We start from the raw sequence: 21,729 nt of genomic DNA, 5'->3' as shown, positions 1-21,729 counted from the left end.
ATTTAAAAAAAGCCAATCTTCGTGATTGGCTTTTTTGTTTTATACAAGTTCAATAATATCAATAGTCGGTGGTACACGGAATCTTAGGGGGATACCAACCATACCTGTTCCTACGGTAACAAATACATCAGCATGCTCGTGTGAATAAAAACCACGTTTGTGACCTAAAATTGATACTTTTTTCATAATGTAATTAGTTACCCACGGAAGCTCAACCTGTCCCCCATGAGTATGCCCTGATAACATCAAAGGTCGATTAGGTAATTTGGGAACCATATCTACTGTATCTGGATTATGAGAAAGGATTAACCACGGTTTATCTTGTGGTAAGTTTGGCATTGAACGCATATCGGTTTTTCCAGCCCATAGATCACCAATACCAATTAAACGAAATTCGTCAAACTCAACAATTTTACCTTCAATATCCATAACTTCATTGTAGTAAAGTGCATCTTTTAATAATTGTTGGATAGGTGGTCCTGGATATTGTTCATCATGATTTCCAGGAACTGAATAGACTGGGGCTTGAATATCTTTGAGTACAGCCAGTTCTTGTACTAGTTTGTCTTCTGGTTCATAGGTCCAGTCGCCTGACACAACAACTAAATCTGGCTGTTGCTCATTGAGTTTTTTCACAATGATTTTGAGTTGACGTTCGTGACCAGAAAATAAACCTATATGTAAATCAGCAATTAAAGCAACTTTTACAGGCTTATTAAAACGGCGATCCGGATTCAAACGATATTGATGAACATCAACACGTACCATATGCGGTTCTATAAAACGTGCATAAATGAGGATACCGCTTAATAAAAAGATAAAAATGGTTTGATGAATTGAGTAATACCCTATCCAACCTGCATATAAGTTAAAGAACCAAAGTGGAATAAGAAGATAAGATAGATAAAAAGTAAGTAGGTGAACAAAAGCTTTAAATGGATGAATTGTTTCTGTACGTGATTGATGAATCCAAGCTTCGACAATGCCCCATAAGGCAAGTATTGAAAAAATAAAGTAAAAACAAAAGATGATTGAATTTGGATTCCACATTACGATTCTCGACTTATCTTATATTGATTGCTAGTAATCAAATTCAATATTTATCTTTCAATATGCACGAATTATACTCTAGCTCACCTTATCGTATGTATTGATTATGGCACAATCCTTTCATTCCAAACAGCTTCAAACTCATCAACAGGCTAAAGGCTTTTTGATCAAAGCTTCTTTAGTTGTCTGTTCAAGTTTTGCTGTGACTTTGACAGGTTGTAGCACTTTACCCAAACATCGTGCAGAACCTATTGAATATGCACGGGATATCGATACATCTCAAACTTCACTTGCAAAAATTATTACACCTTTGCGGGAACAAAATCCAAATTTAACGGGTTATCATCTGTTAAATGATCCCTTAGAAGCACTTGCGGCTCGTTTAAGGTTGATTGATAAAGCCGAAAAGACTTTAGATTTACAATATTATATTTGGGATAATGACAAGGTCGGCGCTTTAGCGTTACATGCGATTATTCGTGCTGCAGATCGTGGCGTTAAAGTACGTTTATTGATTGATGATAATAACGCTAAAAAAATGGAAGGGGTTTTACTGGCCCTTTCTCAGCATAAAAATATTGAAGTTAAATTATTTAACCCTTACCGTTTTCGCGAATACCGCGCGATGGATATGATTTTAGACTTAAAGCGTATCAATCGTCGTATGCATAATAAGAGCTTTATTGCTGATAATCAGGTGGCGCTCATTGGTGGGCGTAATATGACAAATCAATATTATAACGTCAGTGATAATTACCAATTTTCTGATGTTGATGTCATGTTAGTCGGTGCTGCTGTTGATGACATCGTAAATTCTTTTGATGATTACTGGAATCATGAATATGCCTATTCGGTCCAGAGCATTGTTAGTGCTCAACAACACCGTTTACGCTATGAAAGTTTAAAAGAACAACTCGATGCTCATTATCAACAGGCAACTGTTCAAAACTTTCTCAATTTAACGTCTAGATCGCATGCTTTTGATAAATGGTTAGACCATAACATTCAGTTTGACTGGGTGAAGGCAGAAGTTGTAAAAGACTCCCCTGATAAAATTAAGTCAAAAGCAAAAAAAGAAGAGCATTTGAATTTCCAATTGATTAATCATTTGGAAAAACCAGAAAGCAATGTTGATTTGATTTCTGCTTATTTTATTCCTGAAAAGCAAGGCGCTAAAATTTTAAGTACCCTCGCCAAAGAAGGGGTAGAAGTTCGTGTTTTAACAAATTCATTTAAAGCCAATGATGTTGCTGTGGTTCATGCATTTTATGGTCGATACCGAAAAGAGCTTTTGAAAAACGGCGTACAACTTTATGAGTTTTTACCAACTCCAGATAAACGTAATTTAAATAAAAATACGGATGAGTTGGCAACCAAAGCAAAAGTAAACATGAAAGGTTTAAGTCGCTCAAGTTTACATACTAAACTCATGGCTTTAGATGAACAGGTTTTTATTGGATCATTTAATTTTGACCCACGTTCAGCCTATTTAAATACTGAAATTGGTGTAATTTTAGATAGCCCATCACTGGCTAAAACAATTCACCATACGATGGATGAAAATTTAAATAAGTATGCTTATAAATTAAAACTAGATCCGAATAATAATATTTATTGGCAACAAGAAACTTCAAAAGGCCCTGTCATTTATAGAAAAGAGCCAGAAATGAAATGGTGGCAAAAGGCAGGCATGAAGTTTCTTTCATGGCTGCCTCTCGAAGGTTTTATGTAATTAACTTTTTGGCTTAAGTACTTTTTGATGTAATTGAGCCAAACCTTCTACCATTTTTTGTTGGACTTCTTGAGTTAAACTTTTTACATCATGTCCTTCTACCGAGATAGGAGGCAATGTTAATAAATGAGCCGTTACTTTCGGCATTTCTAGCACACGCTGAATATGCTCAACAAAAGACATCTCCCCAATAAATGGTGCAACGGTATCTAATTCGCCATGACGATTTACATAACAGATTAAACATACCTGTACCGGACGCTCTGCTTCAATAGCAGCCCCGAGTAAACGACCATGAACTTTTTTAACAGAATGACCATCTGTAGTAGTCGCTTCTGGGAAGAATAAAACTGGAATATTTTGTTTTAAGAACCCAGCAATTTGCTCTCTAATTCTAATAGAGTCACCAGACCCACGCTTAATAAATAAAGTGCCACCGCCTTTTGCTAAGTTGCCAAGAATAGGCCAATTTTCTATTTCGGCTTTCGCTAAAAAGAATACACGCGCACCTGAACCTAAAACAGCAATATCAAGCCAAGATATATGATTACTTACCCATAAAGCCGGTTCTCTCGGAATGGTGCCATGCACTTGAACATCGAGGTTAAAGACTTTACATAAACGGCGGCAAAAATATTGGACGTATCGTGTGTTAACAGGGTTATTTGGATCTTTATAAAGTCCATGACGATAAACTAAGTAAAAACCTTCACTGATTGCCGCTGTCGCTGAAGTAACTTTTTTTCCGTATAAACCTATTTTTGAAAATTTCTTTAATGTTGAATTCACTATACTTTGCGTTTGAGCCATAAAATTTCACTAACGATCAATCATTGTTATACCCATCTCGAGCCATTCTATACGTTTCGGAATAAACTTGCATCGCTATGCGATAGAAGCAAATAAAAAATAAAATGTATGTAGATAATATAAAGGATAAGAGCAAACCCTTTCCCCTTTTACTCAAGTTTCCACTAGAATAAAGTTTTAGCCTTTTCAGGATTTATAACCACGTGGAATATGTTGATCGGCATCAAGGCGGTGAGCGCACAATATTGGTGAGTGTGTCTGTACAATTATTAGATGATCTGGATGCCGAAGAGTTTGCTCTACTTGCACAGTCTGCTGGTGCGGATATTCTTGAGCACGTTAAAGTACAACGTAATAAGCCAAATCCTAAATTTTTTATTGGTTCAGGTAAAGTCGGTGAAATAGCAGAGAAAGTTCAAGAATTAGAAGCTGGGCTGGTTATTTTTGATCATGCATTATCACCCGCTCAAGAACGAAATTTAGAAAGAATATTAAAATGTCGAGTCATTGACCGTACTGGTTTAATTCTAGATATTTTTGCCCTACGTGCCCGCACGCATGAAGGTAAATTACAAGTCGAACTTGCTCAGCTTAAACATTTATCAACTCGCCTGATTCGTGGTTGGTCTGCTGACTTTGAACAACAAAAAGGTGGTATTGGCTTACGTGGTCCTGGTGAAACACAACTCGAAACAGACCGTCGCCTCATTCGTGTACGTATTACTCAGTTAAAAGACAAGTTAGAGAAAGTCCACCAAACTCGTATACAAGGACGAGCAGCCAGACAAAAAGCCTCAATTCCAACCGTATCTTTAGTGGGTTATACCAACGCTGGTAAATCTACTCTATTTAATATTTTAGCGAAAAGTGATGTATATGCAGCCGACCAACTGTTTGCAACACTTGATCCAACCTTACGTCGTTTAGAATGGGATGGTATTGGTACTGTTGTGCTCGCAGATACTGTCGGTTTTGTGCGAAACCTACAACATGATTTAGTTGAGTCTTTCAAGGCAACTTTAGAAGAAACGCTTGAGGCAACACTACTCTTACATGTAATTGATAGCAGTAGCCATGAAATGCTGGATCAGATTGAAGCTGTTGAAGGTGTGTTAAAAGAAATTGGCGCAGATGCCCCTGTCCTTCGTGTTTACAACAAGATCGATTTAAGTGGTGAAGAGGCCAAAATTGTTTATTCAGAGCCTCATGTTCCTGATCGCGTTTATGTATCTGCACATTCAGGTTTAGGTCTAGATTTACTACGTCAAGCTGTTCAAGAATGTTTAATGGGACAACTTCAACAATTCTCATTAATACTTAAACCTGCTTATGGCAAATTGCGTACCCAACTTTATGCTTTAAACGTTATCGAATCTGAACATTATGATGATGAAGGGCTATTACATATTGATATACGAATAGCCCCTCATAAGCTCGAGCAATTAATTCGCCAAGCCAAATTACCTATAGATGAGATATTAGGTGAACGAGCGAGTCAGTTTAAACGACCACTGGAAGAGTTTGAAATCAAGAACTAGATCAGTTAAAACTTGATAAGTAAACTTTTAGAGATAAAAAATATGGATAAGATCAAAAGTATAGATTGGGCAGCATGGGTAGGAACTTTTCTACTTATTATCGGCTTTCGTGAAGGCTCAGTCGTCGTTATGCGTACTTTTGGTCATCCAGAATTAGGAAACTTAGTCGGTTTAATTAGTTTACTCATCATTTTGCTCGTTTGGCGCAAGTTTAAGAAAATTCCTTTAAGACTAGTCGACACCAACAATAAAATTATGAAAGAAAGTGGTTTTGCTTTTTTACCTATTTGTGCAGGATCATTAATTATGCTGGTGCATATGGGCAAAGAAATTCCTTTATTTCTCTTTGTACTAGTGGTGAGCACCCTTATCCCTCTGTGGGTCTATGCAAAAATGGCCAAACACTGGTTATAAGGAGAATAAAATGTTTATGATTTTATATGGATTTGTGATCACTCTAGTTGGCTATCTTTGTGCAAAACCTTTAAATCGCCGTATTCCTCAAGTCCCTCTCTTAGTTTTCGGTATGTTTATTGTGATTGGTTTATTGTCAATCTTGAAAGTTCCTTATGAAGAATACCGACTTTATGTAAATGATTTATTCAGCCATCTACTGGGTTATGTCACAGTTGCTTTAGCGATACCGTTGGCTGCAATGCGATATGACGATCTACCTCTTAAATCGGTGATTGGAATTTTGTTTTTTGCAAGTATTAGCGCCGTTGCTTTACCCATGGGACTCGCTTATTTATTGCATATGTCTGAGCCTACTATTCTGGCTTTTGCTACACGCGCTGTAACTACACCTATTGCTTTAAACATCGCAACTTTATTACATGCCCCTGAAACATTAGTCACGTTAATTGTGATTTTATCAGGAGTTATAGGTGCAGCATTTTCACCATTTTTACTTAAGCATATTCATGATGAAAGAGCATCAGGTTTAGCTCTAGGTTTAGCCGCACATGCTATTGGAACAGCTCAAGCTTGGCAACGTGGCCCTGTTGCGGGTCGTTATGCCGCTTTTGGTATGGCTTTAAATGGTGTATTTACCGCCATATGGCTACCGACTTTCATGTTATCTGTAGGAATTTCCTGATCAAAAAGTAGTTCAAATAAACATTGAACCAGTGATCAATTAGAAATAAGATGATCTTTTCAAATCTAAAAGGATTTTTGATTATGGGGAATTTTTTTGTTGGAGCGATGCTCTTATTGGGGATAAATTCAGCTACTTTTGCGGCTGATATTACTGGTATGTGGCAAACGATTGACGATAAAACTGGTACGCCTAAGGCTCATGTAGAAATACGAAAAGAGGCAAATGGTACTTATTCAGGAAAAGTTGTAAAAATTACACCGCGTCCGGGTTATACACCAAAAGAAATTTGTGATAACTGCCCAGCGCCTTATACCAATAAGCATATTGTAGGTTTAGATATCGCGACTGGTTTAAAACAAGTGGATAGCACAACCTACACTGGTGGTAAAATTCTAGATCCAAATACTGGCAAAGTTTACGGATTAAAAGCCAAACTCAGTGCAAATGGTAACCGTCTACACATGCGTGGTTATCTTGGAGTTTCAGCTTTAGGCCGCAATCAAATCTGGATTCGCCTAGAATAAATCTTAAAAAAGAAAAAAGCCGCTTATGCGGCTTTTTTTATTACATGACAGGATTAACTACTGAAAAACTTTGCTGGTCTTCAAGACGATAAGCAATTAAGTTTTTACCCCACACACAGCCACCATCTACGTTCTGAATATGTTCACTGATTGTTCTGCCTTCTAGAGCAGCCCAATGACCAAAGAATACTTGATGTGTTTGTGCAGCTTTACTTGGAAATTCAAACCAAGGTAAATAACCTTCTGGCATAGGTGCATCTAAAGTATCTTTAAAACTAAATTCCAAAGTACCTTCTGCATTAGTTAAACGCATGCGTGTTAAATAATTGGTAATACAGCGTAGACGGGCATTACCAGTTAAGTCATCTGTCCAAAGATCTGGTTTTGAACCATACATTTCAGCTAAAAAAGCATCTAATACAGACAGATCATCATGTGCGAATACAGCTTCAACTTCTTTCGCTAAAGCAGCCGTTTTTTTTGCATCCCAAATACAAGGTATACCAGCATGTGTTAGCACAGTTTGTTCATTTGGAAATAAACATAATGGCTGTTTACGTAGCCAGTCGATGAGTTCATCACCATCCACAGCATCAATAACATCCTGTGTACGATCTTTCTCTTTAATTTCTTTAAGACCACGAGCACCAGCAACCAGTGTTAAATCATGATTACCTAAGACGGTTGCAGCTGCGCCACGATCGGCTAGTTTTTTAATAAAACGAAGTGCACCTACAGAATTTTCTCCACGTGCAACTAAATCACCAGCGAACCAAATAAAATCTTGGTCAGGATCAAAACGTATTTCCTTCAGCAATGCTTTGAGTGCTTCAAAACAACCTTGAACATCTCCAATGATATAGTTATAGCGCTTGGTCATTTATGCCACCATTTGATCTGCCAAAGCGACAAACTCGGCAAGTGTCAGAGTTTCTGGACGAGCCATTGGGTCAACGCCTGCTTTCTCAAAGCCATCTTCTGCCAACATACCTTTAAGGCTGTTTCTTAGGGTTTTACGGCGCTGAGTAAACACATGTGCTACCAAACGAGCTAAAGCTTTCTCATCTTTTGCGACAATCGGTTTTTGTTCGTAAGGAACTAAACGGAATACTGCACTCGTTACTTTTGGCGGTGGATTAAATGCGCCTGCAGGAACTTCAAATAAAAATGTAGGCTGGCAATAATATTGAATCATTACCGATAAACGACCATATTCTTTTGTATTTGGTTCAGCAGTAATACGATCAACCACCTCTTTTTGCAGCATAAAGTGCATATCTTTGACTTTGCTACCAAATTCTAAGAGATGAAAAAGTAGTGGTGTTGAAATGTTATAAGGTAAATTGCCTACTACACGTAATGGTCGACCATCTTTTACGAGTTCACTAAAGTCATATTTTAATGCATCAGCTTCTACAATAGTTAAACGTTCTGGATGTGGAACACGCTCTGGCAAACCCGCTGCTAAGTCACGGTCTAACTCAACAACTGTTAAAGCATCACACTCTCCAATTAAAGGAGAAGTTAATGCAGCCAAGCCCGGACCAATTTCAACAATATTATCGCCTGTACGCGGATTGACAGAGCGTACAATTTTGGCAATGACTCGCTGATCATGTAAGAAGTTTTGACCAAAACGTTTACGAGCTTTATGCCCTTCATCTTTCGGGTTTAGGGCATTAATTTGATACATAGAACATTTCCAACATGAAAAATTTAACTCGCTGCCAAAGATAAAGCTAAATCGACAGCGACATTTAAACTTGAGCTTTTTGCCAAACCTGTCCCAGCTAAAGACAGAGCAGTACCATGATCGACCGAAGTACGAATAAACGGTAAGCCCAATGTGATATTAATTGCTTCACCAAAACCTTGTGATTTTAGCACAGGTAAGCCTTGATCATGGTACATGGCAAGAACAGCATCAGCATTTTTAAGATGTTCAGGAGTAAATAAAGTGTCTGCTGGCATACTTAAACTGATTTTAATGCCTTGAGATCGATAACTCTCGAGTACCGGATTAATAGTATCAATCTCTTCACGGCCTAAGTAACCATCTTCACCCGCATGAGGATTTAAGCCACACACCAAAATCCTTGGATCGGTAATTTTAAACTTAGTTTTTAAGTCATGAAGCAAGATGTCTATTACTTGATGCAAGCGTTGTTTGGTAATCGCATCTGCTACATCTCTTAAAGGTAAATGTGTAGTCGCTAAAGCAACTCGCAAGGTTTTAGTGGCGAGCATCATGACAACACGCTCTACACCTGCAAACTCTTGGTAATATTCGGTGTGACCACTAAATAAAATTCCTGCATCATTAATGACCGATTTTTGCACGGGCGCAGTAGCTACACCTACACTTTTACCTGACATTGCATAATCAGCTGAGCGACGTAGTTGCTCTAATACATAAGCAGCATTAGCTGGGTCTAATTGACCGTCAGTGACTTCTGTTTTTAATGCAACATGCTCTATATAAAGCTCACCTTGCAAAGATGATTGAGTCTGTCCGGTATACTCTAAAAACTTAATATCCAAGCCAAGCTTTTGAGCACGTTGTTGCAATAAATTTCGGTCAGCTAAAACAACAACAGGACGTTCATCAACTCGTTTCGCCAGACTTAAACAAATATCTGGACCAATACCGGCAGGCTCACCGGAAGTGACATATAAAGGCAGCACAATCACCCCCGAAACATTTCTAGAATTTGAATTATTTTAACATATCCTACATTCATCGGATTAGGGATTAAATTATCTACCTTAAACTGGATTTTTCTTGTGACTTTGGACAAACTCGTTTAGAATGCTCGCTCCTTTTGTTTGGACAGATTCCATAGTCCAAACCAACTATAATAGGTAGTGGTTTAATGAAAACTCTCAGCGCTAAGCCAGCTGAAGTTCAACATGACTGGTATGTTGTTGATGCTTCTGGCAAAACTTTAGGTCGCCTTGCGACTGAAATCGCTCGTCGTTTACGCGGTAAGCATAAAACTTCTTATACTCCTCACGTTGACACTGGCGATTACATCGTTGTGATTAATGCTGAACAAGTTCAAGTGACTGGTAAAAAATCACTTGATAAGAAATATTATCGCCATACTGGTTTCCCTGGTGGTATCCGTGAGACTAACTTCGAGAAGTTAATTGCTCACAAACCTGAAGCTGTTCTTGAAAAAGCGGTTAAAGGCATGTTACCAAAAGGTCCTCTTGGTTATGCAATGATCAAAAAAATGAAAGTGTACGCTGGTACTGAGCATCCGCATGCTGCTCAACAGCCACAAGTTTTGGACATCTAAGGGATACAGCACATGGCTACTAATTATGGTACAGGTCGCCGTAAGACCGCAACTGCACGTGTTTTCTTGTCAGCTGGTACAGGCAAACTCGTTATTAACAACCGTACTTTAGAGCAATATTTCGGTCGTGAAACTGCTCGTATGGTTGTTCGTCAACCTTTAGAACTTTTAGAAGTTACTGAAAAGTTTGACCTTTACATCACTGTTAAAGGTGGTGGTATCGGTGGTCAAGCTGGCGCGATCCGTCACGGTATTACTCGTGCGCTTATCGCTGCTGACGAAACTTTAAAACCTGTTCTACGTCAAGCTGGTTTCGTTACTCGTGATGCTCGTGAAGTTGAACGTAAGAAACTTGGTTTACGTAAAGCTCGTAAACGTCCTCAATTCTCTAAACGTTAATTCGTTTACCGAATCGGACAAAAAGCCTTGGATTTTTCCAAGGCTTTTTTATTATAAAAATAGAACCAACAGATAAGAACTTATAAATATAAAAACTATCTCTTTAGAACCGTGATTTCCTAGAGCATTTTTAGTATTCTAATCGATTCACTCAACCACGTCGTCTTGTGATATGTCGGTCGAAAATACCTCTATTCAGGGGATTACCCTTTACAGCCATGCTGATGATTTCCGTTCTCACTGGATTCGTTTCTTATTAGCAGAAAAACAAATTAAATATCAATTGATCATAACTGATCACGAAGATGAGGATTTAGCAAGTCTAAACCCTTATAACCAATTACCGATGCTCGTTGAGCAAAACCTGAAATTATTCTCAGCACCCATTATTGCTGAATATCTTGATGACCGATATCGTCAGAGCAAACTTTACGCCGATGCGCCGATGGCACGCGCAGAACAACGACAATATATTTGGCGTCTTGAAAATGATTGGTTCAAATTGGCTGATCATATGCTCAAACATGTAGATACTTTAAATGTAGAACAAAAACAAAAAGCCCAAAAAGAACTACGTGAGACCTTAATTTCTCTTACTCCACTATTTCAGCATTTTCCGTACTTTATGTCGGAAAATTTTTCAATTTTGGATTGTATGCTCGCCCCAATTTTTGTGAGGCTGAATAGCATGGGAATTGATTTACCAAAGCAGCAGTGTCGGCCTATATTTTTGTACTGTAAACGTATCTTTAGCCGCCCTTCTTTTGTTAAATCAATGACGGCCCAAGAGAAAACCCGTTACAATGAACAATTAAATATGGAATAGTGTGATATGTCTGAGCAAACTATTGAATTAACCCCTACACGTCCTTATCTTGCTCGTGCAATCTATGAATGGATTTGCGACAACAAACTCACACCTTATTTACTTGTTGATGCAACACAGCCACATACGGATGTACCACAACAATTTGTCAAAGATGGTCAAATCGTTTTAAACATTGTTCCACATGCTGTACATCAATTATTGATTAACAATGATGCTATTACTTTTTCAGCACGGTTTGGTGGAGTTTCCAAGAATATTTATGTGCCTATTCAAGCTGTTTTAGGCCTGTATGCACGTGAAAATGGTCAGGGTTTATTCTTTGATCCAGAAGAATATGCCAATGTCACTCCTGCAGAAAATGTAATCGAGCCAGAAGTACAAGAATCAACTGAAACAACATCGAGCAAGAAAAAACCAACATTAAGAATTTTAGATTAAATTTAGAGGAATAAAGTATGGCATTTGATTTAGTCCAATACTTTGCTGAGCAAATAAAAATTCAGAAGCCTCAGCTTTTAAATCAATATCCAGCAAATGAAAAGAATAAGCTGATTGATGAAGTTAACGTGCTAACACTTGGCAAGTTAATCAGCTTATGGCGTCAAGATGATAGTAAAATTTATAATGAAATAAAAACTGCTGATCCACTATATATTCAAGAAGTAGCGCGCCATCTAACTACATCTAAACACAATCAATCAGTTTTAAAAAATACTGAGCTCGAACAAAGTATTTCTGAAATTCTCACATTACAGTTAACAGAGCTGAATCAGCTTGATGACACTGGTGGGTTCGGTCAAAATGGATTGAAAGAGCTCATCTTAGGTCAAGTTGAACATTTATCAGGCCAAGCCGAAGACTGGGTTTGGTCAACAAATCACCTAACAGAGTTAATTGGTTCTAAACCTGTTGAGCAAGAAGAGCTATCATTGGATACAACAATGAAGGAGTTTAACCAAATGGTTCATCAAGCCCAACCATCCCACGAAGATTTGCATATTGAAGAACAAACAATCGAAACTTCAGTTCCTACATGGTCAAAGATCATTGCTCCTGTAGTTGCTTTAGCAATCTTGGGTTATTTGTACTGTATTTATACTCAGCTTGTTTAATTTCATCATAAACATTAAAGGAGGAACAAATAGTTCCTCTTTTTTTATTTTAAAAACATAATTTATTATCCCATATTATTTTAACATTCTATTACAATTATTAAATTTTGAATGAAAATTATATAATGCAAACCTGAGCACAATATTAAAAGTATAATGCATAAATTTTCTTATAATATTTTTTATAATATGACATTTTTGGTCACTTACTTACCCAAACATCAATTTTAATTTAAACTTGTTTGATTGACTTAAATTTGGGTAGAAATATAATGATTTTTAACTACTTTTAAATAAAAAGTGGTAACTATAATTTTATAATCCTGAGAGATAAAAATGGCTAAACTTTCTTTAGATAGCTTAACTGAAATTGATGGTTTTGTTGCATCTGCACTTGTTGATTCAGAAAGTGGTTTATCACTTGCAACTCAAGGCGGTGGGGAAATTGATTTAGAATTGGCTGCTGCTGGAAATACAGAAGTCATTCGCGCAAAAAGAAATGTCGCTAATGCATTGAATTTAAATGACAATATTGAGGACATTTTAATTACATTGGGTAAGGCTTATCACTTAATTCGTCCATTAGAGAGTAATAACAACTTATTTCTTTATTTAGTACTTGATCGTACTAAAGCAAATTTGGCTATGGCTCGCCATGAGTTAAAGTCATTTGAAAAAGAGCTAGACTTCAGCTAATTGATTTAATTTATGCTCTTTATATTAATTATAAAGAGCATAAAAAATCACTACACTATTTAATAAAACTTAAAATGATACTATGGATAGTCATTGCATAAATATTGCAGTTTCAGGTTTAAGCTTAAAAGTTTCAGATGAATTAAAAATATTAATCCGAAATTTAATATCCAATCAATATGGGATTAATTGGGTTAACATTTCTAATAATAATATTGATTTATTAATCATTAACGAAAACTTTTTTGATGCAGATAACATTCAAAATATTCTTCAAAAGAAAAAAATTCCTTATTTAAAAATTACCAAAACACCTTCACAAAATGGAAATTCTATATATGAACATACTTTACACTTTCCTTTAGAAAAGTCAGAGCCCCTTCTATCTTGGCTACAAAAAAATGTATTATCTTCTTTAAAGTATGCGGCTATTGGTTCTGGCTCAGTTTTATCAAATGAAATATCTATCATAGATGAAGAATTTATAAGAAATTTACATAGCCCAGAAAATACCAAATTACATTTATTTGATGATAAAGGCACCTTAGCCATTATTGATAATAGAACTCAAACTGCTTGGGTAGAACCTTCCCGTCAAAAAGCACATACCAATATGAGTTTTAATTTTTCTTTTGCCAAAACCTCAGACTTTACAAAGGTTTCACGTAAAAAAGGTTATTACTTACAAGACTGGTTATGGAATCTCATCTGGTATTCAAATGAATTTGAAAATTTAGCTTCGGCTGATGGTTATTTCAAAATAGATCATTGGCCGCAACCTTATCAAAAAGAATATAGAAAAATTAGCCTTCAGCTCTCTGCCTGCTTTATTCAGGGAGCAAAAGTCACTGATGTAGCAAAACAACTTAACCAACCAATCGATGTTATTCTACGTTTTATTACGGCTTGCTTAATGGCAAATAACGGACAATATGTTTCTGCAAATAAGTGTTCATACGCTCCTCAAACGAATTCAGAAGGCTCAAATAGTGAAAGTCATTTTTTTAAAAATTTCATAGGAAAAATTAGACGTCGTTTTGGTTTTTAAGGAACAGTATGATTATACAGCAATATAAAATTGTCTTTGCGGGCAGTATGGGGGCGGGAAAAACAGAAGCGATCAAATCGCTATCTGAAATTCCAATTTTAGGAACAGAAGCATTTAATACAGATGTAGAAAGCCATCAAAAATCACAAACAACAGTCGGAATTGATTACGGTGAAATTACACTAGATGATGGAGTTAAAATTGGCTTATATGGAACACCTGGACAAAGCCGTTTTGATTTTATCTGGTCAGTTATTTGTGAAGGCGCAATCGGTATTATTCTTCTGTTAGATCATAACAGCCCAAGTGCTATTAGCGAGCTAGAAAGCTATTTGGAAACCTTTAAAAACTATAATAATAATATTGCGATTGGTATTACACATATTGATGAAAATAAAGAATCTTCACTTCAGCAGTATCGTAATTGGTTAACAGAAAATGAACTTCAATATCCATTATTTTTTATTGATGCAAGAGAACAAGAGCACATTTCAATGATGGTTGAATCATTAATTGCATCACTTGAAGTTAAGGTAGGCGCAACATCTCAAGGGAAAGATCATGCTTAGTATTCCAGTTCAAAAACGAACCGCTCCAACACAATTGCTACAACTTGCAAAAAGTGAAGCCCAAAAAATTCTGATGAATACACGTGGTGTAGACTTTGTGATGATTTGTTCTTCAGATGGGTTTGAATTAGCAACAGTCAGCCATAAGAACTATCATAACACCACTAAATTAGCTGCGGTGAGTAGTTCTATTTTGGCAATGGTCACTGCATTTTTAAAAGAAATTCAACTGACCGGCTGTAATAACATCACCTTAGATGCAGATAATGGCAAAGCCATTTTAACGGCCATTCCAGCGATCCATCACCCGATGGTGATGGTTACCCTAAGTAATAGAGATGTACTTTTAGGGCAACTGCTTTACAGTCTAAAAAAAGCAAGCCAAGTGATTGCAGAGGCAGATGGAGAATAACCCACACGGCTATAAAAAAATACCGCCCAATAAGAGCGGTATTTTTTTATACTTGGATACTAAATAGCATTTGCCGTTTTTTAACTTGCTGCCCTTGTTGGCCTAAAACGTCTTCAATAATCCCATCTACATCAGATTTTATCTGCTGCTGGATTTTCATAGCTTCAAGCACTAGTAAGGTCTGACCTTTCACCACTTGATCGCCTTTATTCACCAGAATATTAACCACAGCACCATCCATTGGTGCACGAATTTTGCCATCACCAGCCGCATCAACTGTTTCTGGAGCGGCATAAGTTACGTTGCGAATTGCAACATTGCCATTATCTCGATCTAAATAAAGCTGATCACCATCTAATACATATTGGACACGGCGACGCACACCATTAATTAAATAAACTAGGTAATCTGGCGTTCTCTCAAGTACTTCAATGCAAACTGTTTGATCACAGAACTGGGCCGTGAATGTGTTATTTACAGATGAAAGCTGCAATTGGATTTGCTGATCATCATATTTAAGCTTTAATGGTAATGGTACGCCAAGCCCAGTTTGCCACATCGTAGTATTTTTACTTTGACTAAATAATGCCGCAGCAATCGCTAATGTTTCTAAACATAGAACCTGCTTATGTAAGCTGCTGTCATTTTGAAAATGCTGTTGAATGAACGCAGTATTAGTATCTCCTGCAACAACAACTGGATGACGTAATAAATTGACCAAAAATTGTTTATTACTATTTACACCTAGCAAAACACAATCATCTACGGCACGAGCCAGTAAGCGAATCGCATCCTCACGGGTTTTACCGTATGCAATCACCTTTGCTACCATCGGATCGTAAAATGGGCTGACTTCATCGGCTGCTAACATGCCATGATCGATTCGCACATTTGGTAAAGTTGTAGGCTGCCATCGTAAAACCTTCCCTGTTTGTGGTAAGAAATCCTGACGTGGGTCTTCGGCATACAAACGCACCTCGATTGCATGACCGTTTAACATCAATTCATGTTGTTGCAAAGGCAATTGTTCACCATTCGCCACACGTAACTGCCATTCAACTAAATCTAACCCCGTAATAAGTTCGGTTACCGGATGCTCGACCTGCAAGCGTGTATTCATTTCTAAGAAATAAAATGCACCGGATGCATCAAGCAAAAACTCAACTGTACCGGCCCCTACATAAGCACATGCTTTTGCTGCTGCTACAGCTGCCTCACCCATTTGCTGACGTAGTTCAGATGTCATGACTGGACACGGCGCCTCTTCAACTACTTTTTGATGGCGGCGTTGGATTGAACAATCACGCTCAAACAAATAAATATAATTGCCATGAGTATCACCAAAAACCTGAATTTCGACATGGCGCGGAGCAATGACTGCTTTTTCTAAAATAAGCTCACCTGAACCAAATGCATTTTCAGCTTCTGAACGCGCAGTTTGTAAAGCTTCAATCAATTCGGATGATTGTTGTACCAAACGCATTCCACGACCACCACCACCCGCAGAAGCTTTGACCATAATTGGAAAACCAACCTGTTCGGCTTGTCCTGCTAAGTATTCGAGATCCTGTCGGTCACCTTCATAGCCCGGTACATAAGGGACGCCCGCCTCAATCATGGCAATTTTTGAGAGACGTTTACTACCCATTAACTCAATTGCAGAAGCAGTAGGCCCAATAAACGTAATCTGGTTGTCGATACAGGCCTGAGCAAATTCAGTATTTTCTGACAAAAAACCATAACCAGGGTGAACCGCATCAGCACCTGTTTTTTTGCAAGCTTCAATAATTTTGGTAATAGCGAGATAAGACTCAGATACTTTAGATGGCCCAATGTAAACAGCTTCATCTGCTTCTTGTACATGGCGAGCCTTACAGTCAGCATCAGAATAAACTGCGACAGTTTGGTAGCCCATTGCCTTAGCAGTCTGCATGACTCGAACTGCAATTTCACCACGGTTGGCAACCAGTACTTTTGAAAATTTCATTATTTTTATCCTTATCTTTTATGACTCATCAGCCCAGTTTGGCAAACGTTTCTGGATAAAAGCCATTGTCCCTTCTTGTCCCTCAGCCCCACCAACTGCTTGAGCAAACTGCTGTGCAGCATCATCTAGCAATTCATTTAAAGGTTCATTGAGCGTTCGATGTAACAGCGCTTTAGTCACACGCGAAGCTTGAGGAGCTGCTCGTTTAATGTGTTGAATGGTTTCCTCTAAAGCTTGTTCAAGTTCAATTTCATTATGTGCAATTTGATGAACAACTCCGACACTTAATGCTGTATGCCCTTCAAAACGCATACCGATTAAAGCAAGTCGACGCGCCTGAGTCAGGCCAATACGTTTCACCACAAAAGGAGCAATTTGTGCAGGAATCACACCTAGACCCGTTTCAGGTAAACCAAACTGGGCATTGTCACGACTAATCGAAACATCCGAAACACATGCCAGCCCAAATCCCCCCCCTAAAACAGCACCTTCTAAAATCACTACAACCGTTTGCGGCGCAACTTCAACTTGCTCAAGCATGGCACCAAAACAGCGATTAAAGTCAGCATAAGGTTGTAGACTGCTGACATTGGTCACTTCAACACGCAAAGCCGCCATGTCTTTAATGTCACCACCTGCACAAAAAGTTCCGCCTTCACCACGGATAATTACCGCACGAATTGAAAGGTCATCGCGAATGGCAGTGAAAACTTGTTGAATCGCATTGACCATATTCAAGTTCATGGCATTACGGCTTTCTAGTCGGTTTAACCAGAGATATAAAATACTGCCGTCTTGTTCTAATTGAATGCTGTCATCAATATCTAGAGCTTGTAGAGATGAGGAAAGTGTCATGGTGTATTCCTTATTTTTATTTCTGCTTTTTAGGTAGAATGTCCATTAACTTACAGATAATCCCCAACATAATCTCATCTGCACCACCGCCAATAGAGCCTAAACGGCCATCACGATATAACTGTGATGCAGGGTTATCCCACATAAAGCCATTACCCCCCCAATATTGCAGACAACTATCGGCAACTTCACGGGTTAAGCGACCTGCTTTGAGTTTTGCCATAGATGCCAGCTTGGTCACATCTTCACCCGCAATATGCTGTTCACACGCTTGGTAGGTTAAGGCTTTAAGCGCTTCCACTTCAGTCATGAGTTCGGCAAAACGAAAATGAATATATTGGTTATTGATGAGGGGTTGACCAAAAGTAGTACGCTCTTTGGTATAGGCGATAGTCTTTTGGATTAAATTTTCCAAACCGCCAATCGCATTAGCACATGCCCATAAGCGCTCTTCCTGAAATTGCATCATCTGCATCATGAAGCCCATACCTTCAACGCCAACCAAGTTACGCTGAGGTACACGTACATTGTCTAAATAAACCTGCGCTGTGGTCGTTGAACGCATCCCTAATTTATTTAACGGCTCTGAAAAACTAATCCCTTTAGTTTTGGCTGGCACAATAATCATCGACTTATTAACATGTGGTTTATCGTCAGATGTGTTGGCCAATAGGCAGAAGAAATCAGCCTGCAATGAGTTGGTAATCCACATTTTGCTGCCGTTAATGACATAGTCATCGCCATCTTTTTTTGCTGTGGTTTTAATAGCAGCAACATCCGAACCGGCATGCACTTCCGATACTGCAATTGAGGCAACATATTCCCCAGCAATGGCTGGTGTTAAAAACTCATCGCGTAATTCTTTACTGCCAAAACGGGCCAAAGCAGGTGTTGCCATGTCCGTTTGTACACCAATGGCTAAAGGCACCCCGCCACAAGCTGCATAACCAATTTCTTCTGCAACTACAAGGTTATAAGAATAATCTAACGCTAAACCGCCATTTTCCTCAGGCTTACAAATCCCCAATAAACCAAGATCACCCATCTTTTTAAATACATCGTGGATTGGGAAACGTTCCGCAGCTTCCCATTCTGGAATATGTGGATTCAGCTCATTTTGAACAAATTGACGCGCTGTACGACGTAATGCTTCATGTTCGGCAGTAAATTTCATGGTGTTATTCCTATTAATTTTTTTAATTGCGGTAAAGGTTGATTAAAAACGGGACACACCAAAACGAGTTGGATTTAGCTCTCGTTGATGTGCTTCATAAATGGTTTGTAAAAGGAAAATTAATAATTTTCGACTATCTCGCGGATCGATAATGCCGTCATCATGTAGCATGGCCGTATTGAAAAGAGCGGTAGATTGCTGCTCTAATTTCATAGCCGTACTTTGCTCAAGAAAATCGAGCATTTGCGGATTCGGTTCCTGACCAGAAGCTTTTTGTTTTCCTTCGGCAACAATACGCAGTACTTTTCCAGCTTGTGCAGATCCCATGACAGCAACATGCGAATTTGGCCATGCAAAAATAAAGTCTGGCGATAAACTCCGACCACACATTGCATAGTTACCAGCACCATAAGAGCCTGCCACAACAATCGAAATTTTAGGTACAGTACAATTGGCAACAGCTTGAATAAGTTTCGAGCCATGTTTGATAATGCCATTTTGCTCTGCATCAGTTCCCACCATAAAACCAGTGGTGTTATGCAGGAATAATAATGGACGCTTGGTCTGCTCACACAGGTGAATAAACTGAGCTGCTTTCGCCGCCCCTTGAGGTGTAATTGGGCCATTATTGGTAATAATACCGATATGTAATCCACCAATCTTTGCCCAACCACAAACCGTTAAATCATCATATTCCTGTTTAAATTCTAGAAAATCTGAATCATCAATAATACGGGCAACCACTTCTTTCATGTTAAATGGTTGTTTAGGGTCATTTGGAATCAACCCCAACAGTTCATCGGCATCGTAACGAGGTTCTTTATAAGTCGTTTCAACTGGTTTGATTTGCTCTTTCCAGTTCAGATGTTCAAAAATTTCCCGTGCAAGTCGAATACCATCAGCGTCATTTTCAGCTAAATATTCTGCTGTTCCGGCAACCTGTGCATGCATTTCAGCCCCACCCAATTCCTCCGCTGTAGCGACTTCACCCGTGGCAGCCAGAAGTAAAGGTGGACCTGCAAGAAGCATTTCGGTTTGTTTGCGTACTACAATGACATAATCCGAAAGACCGGGTTGATAAGCCCCTCCTGCCGTTGCATTACCATGAACAACTGCAAGCTGTGGAATACCTGCCGCTGAAAGACGTGCCTGATTAGCAAAGGTCATACCGCCATAAGTAAATACTTCAGCTGCATAATTTAAGTTAGCGCCACCACTTTCAGTCAATGTAATTAACGGGAGTTTTTGTTCTAAGGCAATTTTTTGTAGGCGTAAGGTTTTCTGCACACCCATAGGTGACATGGTTCCGCCTTTGATTGCACTATTACTTGCAGAGACCAGACAACGCACACCACTGACAAAACCAATGCCAGCAATTACTCCACCACCCGCTTCTGAACCATCTTTATCATCATGCATGTTATAGCCAACCAAACCACACAGCTCAACAAAAGGTGAATCGGCATCAACTAATAACCGTACACGTTCATGCGGCAGAATCTTACCCTTTTTATCGAATTTCGGTTTAGCCACATATGATTTATCAATGCTTTTTTGCTGAATTGCACGGACTTCACTCAGCTGAGCAAGCAGTGCCTCTTTATTCTTTTGATACTGTTCACTACCAACAGTAATTTCGGATTGGAGAATGGTCATTTTTATTCCTCACTCCGAGCCTAAATTATTGCTTTGCTCGACTTTTTCAGTCTTATCTTTTTTAAAAATTTCAGGAATAAATGCACGATGGAAACCATTATAAGACTGACTATTTGTCGCCTCAGCTAGTGGATACATGCGTGTTCCTTGTGAGGCAGCACCATCAATACGTAAGGTCACACCAGAAACAAAAGCCGCAGCATCGGACAGTAAATAACAAATCGCCGACGATACTTCTGACTCAGTTCCCATACGTTTTAGCGGTACATTGCCAGCAAGACTTGGAATAATTACTTTGGCAAAATCACCGCTATAATTATCCATACCAGATGACACAATCCACCCCGGTGCAACCGCATTTACACGAACGCCAGATTTGCCCCACTCAACCGATCCTGTTTTAGTTAAGTTATCAACCCCTGAACGCGCAGCTCCAGAATGCCCCATTCCTGGCATACCGCCCCACATATCAGCAGTCATATTGACAATACTGCCACCATGTTTTGCCATCCATTGGTTATAAGCTTCACGCATTAAATAGAAAGTTGCGTGCAAATTATTACGCACGACTGCATCAAAACCATTTGCAGAGATATTCTCTAAAGCTGACGGGAACTGGCCACCCGCATTATTTACAAGACCATCGAGCTTGCCGAATTTCTCAATCACTTCGGCAATCATATTTTTCACTTGTTCTTCTTCACGGTTATCACAAACAATGAAATGAACCCGCCCACCATCTTCTATAATTTCTTGGCTTACTTTCTCTAATTTTTCAATTTTTCGTCCTGTAATCACCACTTGAGCGCCAAGGGCTGCAAGCTCATGTGCCGTACAACGGCCAATTCCTGAGCCGCCACCTGTCACAATGACTACTTTATTAGCGAAAGCATCTGGTCTAAAAATTGATTGATAACTCATCTTTGTTTCATCC

General features: G+C 38.6%; 24 protein-coding genes. 14 read left to right on the top strand and 10 right to left on the bottom strand.

The window, feature by feature from the left end; translation table 11 throughout:
- Nucleotides 1-39 precede the first annotated feature (39 nt).
- Nucleotides 40-1,050 (bottom strand): metallophosphoesterase, encoded by a 1,011-nt coding sequence (locus I8T81_RS02755; RefSeq protein WP_039255371.1) that lies wholly within the window; start codon nt 1,048-1,050, stop codon nt 40-42.
- 106 nt (nt 1,051-1,156) lie between these two features.
- Between I8T81_RS02755 and I8T81_RS02750 the strand changes: the two genes are divergently transcribed.
- On the top strand, nt 1,157-2,782 hold the full coding sequence (locus tag I8T81_RS02750; RefSeq protein WP_198072065.1) for a phospholipase D family protein: 1,626 nt from the start codon (nt 1,157-1,159) through the stop codon (nt 2,780-2,782).
- On the opposite strand, the gene I8T81_RS02745 is transcribed toward I8T81_RS02750, so the two are convergent.
- A complete protein-coding gene (locus I8T81_RS02745) occupies nt 2,783-3,592 on the bottom strand; it encodes a lysophospholipid acyltransferase family protein (protein ID WP_002048714.1) in 810 nt (269 codons plus the stop codon). It lies immediately after the preceding gene.
- 203 nt (nt 3,593-3,795) lie between these two features.
- Between I8T81_RS02745 and hflX the strand changes: the two genes are divergently transcribed.
- The 4 genes from hflX (at nt 3,796) to I8T81_RS02725 (ending at nt 6,756) form a co-directional block, all read left to right on the top strand.
- Entirely contained in the window at nt 3,796-5,130 is a 1,335-nt protein-coding gene (gene hflX / locus I8T81_RS02740) for a ribosome rescue GTPase HflX (protein WP_198072064.1), read from the top strand.
- A 42-nt stretch (nt 5,131-5,172) separates the two neighbouring features.
- Nucleotides 5,173-5,544: a hypothetical protein gene (locus I8T81_RS02735; protein ID WP_019456617.1), complete on the top strand. Its 372-nt coding sequence runs from the start codon at nt 5,173-5,175 to the stop codon at nt 5,542-5,544.
- A 10-nt stretch (nt 5,545-5,554) separates the two neighbouring features.
- Entirely contained in the window at nt 5,555-6,229 is a 675-nt protein-coding gene (locus I8T81_RS02730) for an LrgB family protein (RefSeq protein ID WP_198072063.1), read from the top strand.
- Between the two features lie 83 nt (nt 6,230-6,312).
- Nucleotides 6,313-6,756 carry a DUF2147 domain-containing protein gene (locus I8T81_RS02725; protein WP_198072062.1) on the top strand — a complete coding sequence of 148 codons (444 nt, stop codon included), beginning with the start codon at nt 6,313-6,315 and terminating at the stop codon, nt 6,754-6,756.
- A gap of 40 nt (nt 6,757-6,796) precedes the next feature.
- On the opposite strand, the gene I8T81_RS02720 is transcribed toward I8T81_RS02725, so the two are convergent.
- The 3 genes from I8T81_RS02720 to pdxA are packed head-to-tail and all read right to left on the bottom strand — an operon-like array spanning nt 6,797 to nt 9,447.
- Nucleotides 6,797-7,636, bottom strand: coding sequence for a symmetrical bis(5'-nucleosyl)-tetraphosphatase (locus tag I8T81_RS02720; RefSeq protein ID WP_198072061.1), 840 nt, complete (start codon nt 7,634-7,636; stop codon nt 6,797-6,799).
- Nucleotides 7,637-8,449, bottom strand: coding sequence for a 16S rRNA (adenine(1518)-N(6)/adenine(1519)-N(6))-dimethyltransferase RsmA (gene rsmA, locus I8T81_RS02715; RefSeq protein ID WP_004704118.1), 813 nt, complete (start codon nt 8,447-8,449; stop codon nt 7,637-7,639).
- Between the two features lie 23 nt (nt 8,450-8,472).
- A complete protein-coding gene (gene pdxA / locus I8T81_RS02710; RefSeq protein ID WP_019456613.1) occupies nt 8,473-9,447 on the bottom strand; it encodes a 4-hydroxythreonine-4-phosphate dehydrogenase PdxA in 975 nt (324 codons plus the stop codon).
- Between the two features lie 182 nt (nt 9,448-9,629).
- Here pdxA and rplM point away from each other — a divergent pair, with 182 nt between their 5' ends.
- From rplM to I8T81_RS02665, 9 genes are all read left to right on the top strand, one after another.
- Nucleotides 9,630-10,058 carry a 50S ribosomal protein L13 gene (gene rplM, locus I8T81_RS02705; RefSeq protein ID WP_002117832.1) on the top strand — a complete coding sequence of 143 codons (429 nt, stop codon included), beginning with the start codon at nt 9,630-9,632 and terminating at the stop codon, nt 10,056-10,058.
- A 12-nt stretch (nt 10,059-10,070) separates the two neighbouring features.
- The gene (gene rpsI / locus I8T81_RS02700) at nt 10,071-10,457 is read left to right on the top strand and encodes a 30S ribosomal protein S9 (protein ID WP_002048725.1); all 387 of its coding nucleotides are present in this window, start codon (nt 10,071-10,073) and stop codon (nt 10,455-10,457) included.
- A 172-nt stretch (nt 10,458-10,629) separates the two neighbouring features.
- On the top strand, nt 10,630-11,283 hold the full coding sequence (locus I8T81_RS02695) for a glutathione S-transferase N-terminal domain-containing protein (protein ID WP_004704113.1): 654 nt from the start codon (nt 10,630-10,632) through the stop codon (nt 11,281-11,283).
- Nucleotides 11,284-11,289: 6 nt separating this feature from the next.
- Nucleotides 11,290-11,724 carry a ClpXP protease specificity-enhancing factor gene (locus I8T81_RS02690; protein WP_198072060.1) on the top strand — a complete coding sequence of 145 codons (435 nt, stop codon included), beginning with the start codon at nt 11,290-11,292 and terminating at the stop codon, nt 11,722-11,724.
- A gap of 17 nt (nt 11,725-11,741) precedes the next feature.
- The gene (locus tag I8T81_RS02685) at nt 11,742-12,398 is read left to right on the top strand and encodes a hypothetical protein (protein WP_004704109.1); all 657 of its coding nucleotides are present in this window, start codon (nt 11,742-11,744) and stop codon (nt 12,396-12,398) included.
- Between the two features lie 336 nt (nt 12,399-12,734).
- Nucleotides 12,735-13,094: a roadblock/LC7 domain-containing protein gene (locus tag I8T81_RS02680; protein WP_198072059.1), complete on the top strand. Its 360-nt coding sequence runs from the start codon at nt 12,735-12,737 to the stop codon at nt 13,092-13,094.
- 82 nt (nt 13,095-13,176) lie between these two features.
- Nucleotides 13,177-14,142, top strand: a complete 966-nt coding sequence (locus I8T81_RS02675; RefSeq protein ID WP_198072058.1) for a hypothetical protein — start codon at nt 13,177-13,179, stop codon at nt 14,140-14,142.
- Nucleotides 14,143-14,150: 8 nt separating this feature from the next.
- Nucleotides 14,151-14,711 (top strand): GTP-binding protein, encoded by a 561-nt coding sequence (locus tag I8T81_RS02670; RefSeq protein ID WP_019456610.1) that lies wholly within the window; start codon nt 14,151-14,153, stop codon nt 14,709-14,711.
- Nucleotides 14,704-15,123, top strand: a complete 420-nt coding sequence (locus I8T81_RS02665; RefSeq protein ID WP_019456609.1) for a roadblock/LC7 domain-containing protein — start codon at nt 14,704-14,706, stop codon at nt 15,121-15,123. The genes I8T81_RS02670 and I8T81_RS02665 overlap by 8 nt, the downstream gene beginning before the upstream one ends.
- A gap of 46 nt (nt 15,124-15,169) precedes the next feature.
- Here the strand turns inward: I8T81_RS02665 and I8T81_RS02660 are convergent, their stop codons facing one another.
- Genes I8T81_RS02660 through I8T81_RS02640 form a run of 5 tightly spaced genes read right to left on the bottom strand, consistent with a single transcriptional unit; the run spans nt 15,170 to nt 21,716 of the window.
- Nucleotides 15,170-17,110: an acetyl/propionyl/methylcrotonyl-CoA carboxylase subunit alpha gene (locus I8T81_RS02660; protein ID WP_198072057.1), complete on the bottom strand. Its 1,941-nt coding sequence runs from the start codon at nt 17,108-17,110 to the stop codon at nt 15,170-15,172.
- 18 nt (nt 17,111-17,128) lie between these two features.
- On the bottom strand, nt 17,129-17,965 hold the full coding sequence (locus I8T81_RS02655) for an enoyl-CoA hydratase/isomerase family protein (RefSeq protein WP_198072056.1): 837 nt from the start codon (nt 17,963-17,965) through the stop codon (nt 17,129-17,131).
- A gap of 16 nt (nt 17,966-17,981) precedes the next feature.
- Complete coding sequence (locus I8T81_RS02650) at nt 17,982-19,139, bottom strand: acyl-CoA dehydrogenase family protein (protein WP_198072055.1); 1,158 nt, start codon at nt 19,137-19,139, stop codon at nt 17,982-17,984.
- Nucleotides 19,140-19,181: 42 nt separating this feature from the next.
- Nucleotides 19,182-20,795 (bottom strand): acyl-CoA carboxylase subunit beta, encoded by a 1,614-nt coding sequence (locus I8T81_RS02645; protein ID WP_198072054.1) that lies wholly within the window; start codon nt 20,793-20,795, stop codon nt 19,182-19,184.
- A 9-nt stretch (nt 20,796-20,804) separates the two neighbouring features.
- Nucleotides 20,805-21,716, bottom strand: coding sequence for an SDR family oxidoreductase (locus I8T81_RS02640; protein WP_198072053.1), 912 nt, complete (start codon nt 21,714-21,716; stop codon nt 20,805-20,807).
- Nucleotides 21,717-21,729: the final 13 nt, after the last annotated feature.

Origin of the sequence: Acinetobacter seifertii (assembly GCF_016064815.1) — a bacterium.
Taxonomy (GTDB): domain Bacteria; phylum Pseudomonadota; class Gammaproteobacteria; order Pseudomonadales; family Moraxellaceae; genus Acinetobacter; species Acinetobacter seifertii.
The sequence above is the reverse complement of the archived record's forward strand: the minus strand, read 5'-3'. Positions and strand labels throughout refer to the sequence as shown.